This window comes from Nostoc sp. UCD121, assembly GCF_014222285.1.
Taxonomy (GTDB): Bacteria; Cyanobacteriota; Cyanobacteriia; order Cyanobacteriales; family Nostocaceae; genus Nostoc.
The window spans coordinates 1-4761 of the sequence record NZ_JACKZS010000352.1 but is presented as its reverse complement, the minus strand read 5'-3'; the positions used below and the strand labels follow the sequence as shown (position 1 = coordinate 4761).

The 4761-nt window shown below is 39.6% G+C and carries 3 protein-coding genes; 1 reads left to right on the top strand and 2 read right to left on the bottom strand.

Annotated elements, in window-relative coordinates; translation table 11 throughout:
- On the top strand, nucleotides 1–1395 hold a 1395-nt coding region (locus GNF10_RS35305; RefSeq protein WP_369009419.1), incomplete at its 5' end, for a tetratricopeptide repeat protein.
- An 81-nt stretch (nucleotides 1396–1476) separates the two neighbouring features.
- Here the strand turns inward: GNF10_RS35305 and GNF10_RS35300 are convergent.
- Nucleotides 1477–3693 carry an FUSC family protein gene (locus GNF10_RS35300; protein ID WP_185581662.1) on the bottom strand — a complete coding sequence of 739 codons (2217 nt, stop codon included), beginning with the start codon at nucleotides 3691–3693 and terminating at the stop codon, nucleotides 1477–1479.
- 427 nt (nucleotides 3694–4120) lie between these two features.
- Nucleotides 4121–4761: S-layer homology domain-containing protein (locus GNF10_RS35295; protein WP_185607421.1), on the bottom strand; the 641-nt coding region annotated here is incomplete at its 5' end.

The following is a 4761-nucleotide window of genomic DNA, read 5'->3' as shown; positions in this document are numbered from 1 at the left end:
CCTATAATTAGTTTAATATTGGCAGATTTATTTAACTTAATTGAAAATATATATTTTGATAGGCTGAGATTAGCAACCCTGGTATTAAGTAGTATATTATTAGTCAATAATTTGTTTCCCTTACCCCTAATTCAAGCATGGGGTGGTAAACATTTTCCTAATAATGATGGCAACAAATATCCCTTGGGTAAGCTGATAAATAAAATCAACGAAACAAATTTGTATTTAAGGTCAAATTTAGGGGTAATTCCCGTTTCTACACCTCAAATAAATGAGTTTACTTTAGATTATTTTGGGACATTAGCAGATTTTCGCGTATATGCTAGAAAATTAACAACCAACTTATCTCAGGTAGAGCAAGATTTACAATATTTTTGTTGGTATATCACCAGAGATAATGAACCAGATGAACCGGGAGAAAGTGGAAAGACTAAACGGAAATTAAAATCTTTAGTTGAATCTTCTCCTGATTTTCAATTACAGGGCGATTGGATATTACCTAATAGAGACAAAATTCGATTATATAACTGCAAAACTCCTCATGTAATTGTTGAAAAATTAAGTAGTAGTGAATCTACAATTAATCTAGAAAAGGTTGAGATTTCTCAGGAATTAATTTTAGATAAGAATAACCCTGTAACATATCAAATAACGGGTTCATGGGATGATTTACAAAATGGTATTTTACTATTAAAATGGCAAAATGGCCAATCATCTTGGGATCACGATCATGCCATTGGTCTGGGCAATTTATACTGTGGTATCAAATGTCGTCCTGAAGGAACTTTCCAGGTGAAAGAAACCTTAGCCACATTTATTCCTAAAACACTACCAATAGGAAAATATCAGCTATCAGCACTATATTTAGATAGAAGAACCAATAAAGTCACATCTTTAAATATTCCAGATATTACTGTAAATGTGACAGATGTAGGAATAGTAGAAAAATCCCCAGCTTTAGATTTAGTTACCCGAACTTCACAGCTAGCGCAAGAGTTACAACAGGGTAAATTAAATAATATATTTGTGCAGATAGATAATTTCAATCAATACGATTCTACTCAAGATTATTTAAAACAGATTGGATTTGCGGCTAATTATCATCTGCAAAGAGAGCCAAATAACTTAAATTGGCGTTACACTCTAGTCTTATCACAACTTTTACAGCGCCAAGTTCCAGAATTAATCCAAAATTTAATAGAATTGACTAAATATGATGCTCAAAATCCTTACGTATATCTTTATTTAGCTGTTGTTTATTTATATGACTTTCAACCTGCACAAGCTGAACAAAAATTAGCGATCGCAGAACAATTAAAACCAGATATCCCAGAATTAAAAACTTTAAATAAAGTAACAAATATTATGAAATTTTTGCCATTAATCCATTTTTGAAAGATCGGTAACGAACAAAATAATATAGCAGTCTTAATTTGATTTGGGAAAAATCGGGACTTGCTGAGAAAAAAATGCGCTTTATTTCGTTGAAATTAGCCGTTCCATCGCTGAGTGCATAGCAGTCAACCGCCGGACAATTTGATCGATCTCCAAATCTAATATGCTGTAATCAATGACTGCTTGACGAACAGGTGTATGTCCTTGATTGACAGCTAGCTCTTTTATTCGGGCTGTACGCAGTGCTTGCAGGTGCGGTTGGATTTTTTGTAGCGTTTCTTCCAAGCCAGGTAATGGCGGTGGGGTAATTTCCAGTTGTATTGAATCAGCTAACTGCTCTAACATTAGCGAAACTTGGCGGACAAAAGTTTCTAATTCCGGCAGTGGTACTGTTCCTCGAAAATGTTCGAGATGTACTGCCAAAACTGTCACGGAGTTAGTAAAACGTCCCATATACACCAACAGCGTCATCACTGGTTCTACTAATTCTTTGGACATTTGGGGTTCGCGCAGCAATCCTTGAAATGAGGCTTGAGCATTGCCAATTGCCAATCCCGTTTGTCGCCGTTGACTGATAATGGTGGAGTCATGCTCTTTTGTTCCCTGGTAAACAGCCATCACATCTTGAAAGTATTTGTGGCATTCTCGCAGTGCAATGGCGAGTTGGCTGGGTAAGCGATCGCGTTCCCGATTTGGCAATATAAAGTAATGGCTTGCAAAAGCCAGTCCCGCCCCAATTAATGTATTCAACACGCGAAAGCCAGCAAATTGCCAACCAATGGGATTACCAATATCGATAATTAGTAAGACAAATATTGATAAGAAAATCACCGAATACCCATAGTTGACACTGATTAGGGAAATGCCAAAAAATACTGTCAGCAAAATGATGATGTCTAACACAGTCTTACTGGTGATGGTTGCGACTACGACAGCTGCTAACACGGCTCCCAAGATCGTCCCGCCAACTCGCTGAAAAAACCTCTGGAAAGTTGCACCCAAGTTCGGTTTCAGGACTAGGATGCTTGTCAGTGTCACCCAATACCCCATTGGTAAATTAGTAATGCTGTATAGGATTACGCCTACAGTGAGAGTTACACTAATGCGGAGAGCATGACGAAAGATTGCTGAGTCTAAGGTGAGGTTGTCTTTGAGTAGGCTTAAGAGCGATCGCTGTTCATCTTCAACTACAAGAAGTTTATCTATATCTCGGCGACTCATCTTGTTATGTTCTACCAGAGATTTAGCTGTCTGAGCCGTATATTGCAACTGCTTGATCAGTTTTTCGATCATCAGCACTAGGTTAGTGAAAGCAACGAGGGTTGTGTAGTCTGTCTCACTCCCAGCAATTGCTTTTCTTTGCAGACTTTCTTGTTCTTTTAGTGCCTCATAAATGCGGTTAAGATTTCCCAGATCGATGCTAGCAGGCTTGCAAGATATGACTTTCGCTATGGCTTGCACAACGACTGATATTTGTTCGAGTGCATCGTCTACTAATTGCTGAACTGCGTGATATTGCTGTTGTTGGAAGTGTGTTTCTAGTAACTCTGTTAAGGCAATAACTGAGCCAAGCAAGCGATCGCCATCTTGAATTAGTACCAATAACTGCTCATCCATCCAACTCCGAGCCGGCTTTCCAATCCGTGCAGTACCTAAAATAGTCCGTGCTGTCTCTAATGCCTGTCTAATTTCGAGAATATTTTCAGGTGTTGTCACCTTACTGAGAAATGCTTGAATGTATTTGGCGATCGCACTGAAGCAGCCAGCCAAAGCTAACCGTAGTGGGTCATAAGGTCTAAAAGGCCACATTACTAAAGAAAGTAACATCGCCCATCCACCTGCAATTAGACATAGCAGCGATCGCATGAGTGCGACTTCCAGATTTCCTGGCTGTGCGATCGTCGAAATAAATGATACACCTACAACCAGACCGACATTTGCACCAGCGTTTCCATACATCGACGCAAAACCAGAAGCAAGTCCCCAGAGAAATGTCAGTACTACAGATAATGCTGAAATTTTAGCGACTAGAGTACCCACAAATACTGAAACAGCCATTCCCAAAGTAGCCGCCACCATCGCCTTAGCTTTGATCTGGTAAGGGCCACCAACATTTGCTAAATTGACAAAGTAAGCCATTAAACCGACAAATAATCCGCTTTCCCTTTGGTTGATGAGTTGCCCAATTAGCATCGGAACCCCCAACGCTAATGCAGCTCGCAAGCCGTTGGATATTGCTGGTTTTCCTGGCTCTGGCTGGATCAGAGACCTGAGAAAATTACTTCGATTCAACTGCATTGTTTTTGTTAACAAAACAAAATTTTTATTTGGATTTTTTAAAATTCTTATATATTTAGATTTATTCTAATTCATCGTGGGCAAGTGAGAGCTTTTCGAGAAAGTTAATATTAGGATTCACCTTTTGCTACTTTATCACTGACAGAATGATTGCCAACCAAGCTTCACAGGTGTATTTCCTAGAGATTGCTAAGGCTGTGTAACCAATTTTAGCCAAAGTTATGCTTGAGATAATTTGAAGCGACCCGAATAATTTGCCTCCATTCGAGTAGAAACTAAAAACAGCTTTTTTTGAAATTAAGTATGAATTTGATCTGTCTCTAATTTAAAATCATTTTTTAGGGGCGATTCATGTAGCTGCGAATGCGTCTACATAAATTGCCCCTAAAAAAATAATCCGATTGTGCAAAATAAATTAGTTGAACAATCAAGCAGTCAGAATATAAGGCGAGTCGATCGCCGCTACACGACCAGCATCTACCAAAGCTTGGTATACCATCGCCGCTACCTCAGCGCGTGTAGCATCACGGGTAGGATTGAGTTGTTTGAGGTTCGGGTGATTGACAATAATCTCCTTGTTTATAGCTTTTACTACCTCATCCTTGGCATATTCAGGAATCTTGGCTTGGTCATCGAAAGCTTTAATAGATGCTGTACCATCAGCAGATAGACCCAACCCATTCACTAGGGAGACAATCACTTGCACGCGCTGAATATTTTTGTTGGGGCCGAAAGTATTGTCAGGAAAACCAGAGAGAAATAAACCTTGATATGCCTGCTGAATAACCTTAGATGCCCAGAAATCTGTGGGTACATCTTTGAATTTCACCACGGGGCGGTTTGGCGATGGGTTGAAAGCTTTTACCAATAATGCGGCGTATTGTGCCCGTGTCATCGTAGCATCGGGTTTAAATGTGCGATCGGGGAAACCATTAACTATCCCCAATTTGACTAATTCCCGAATAAACCCACCTGCCCAATGATTACTAATATCGGTTAATTCGATAGTTGGTGTTGGTGTTGGGGTTGGTGTTGGCGTTCGGCTTGGGGTTGGCGTTCGGGTTGGGG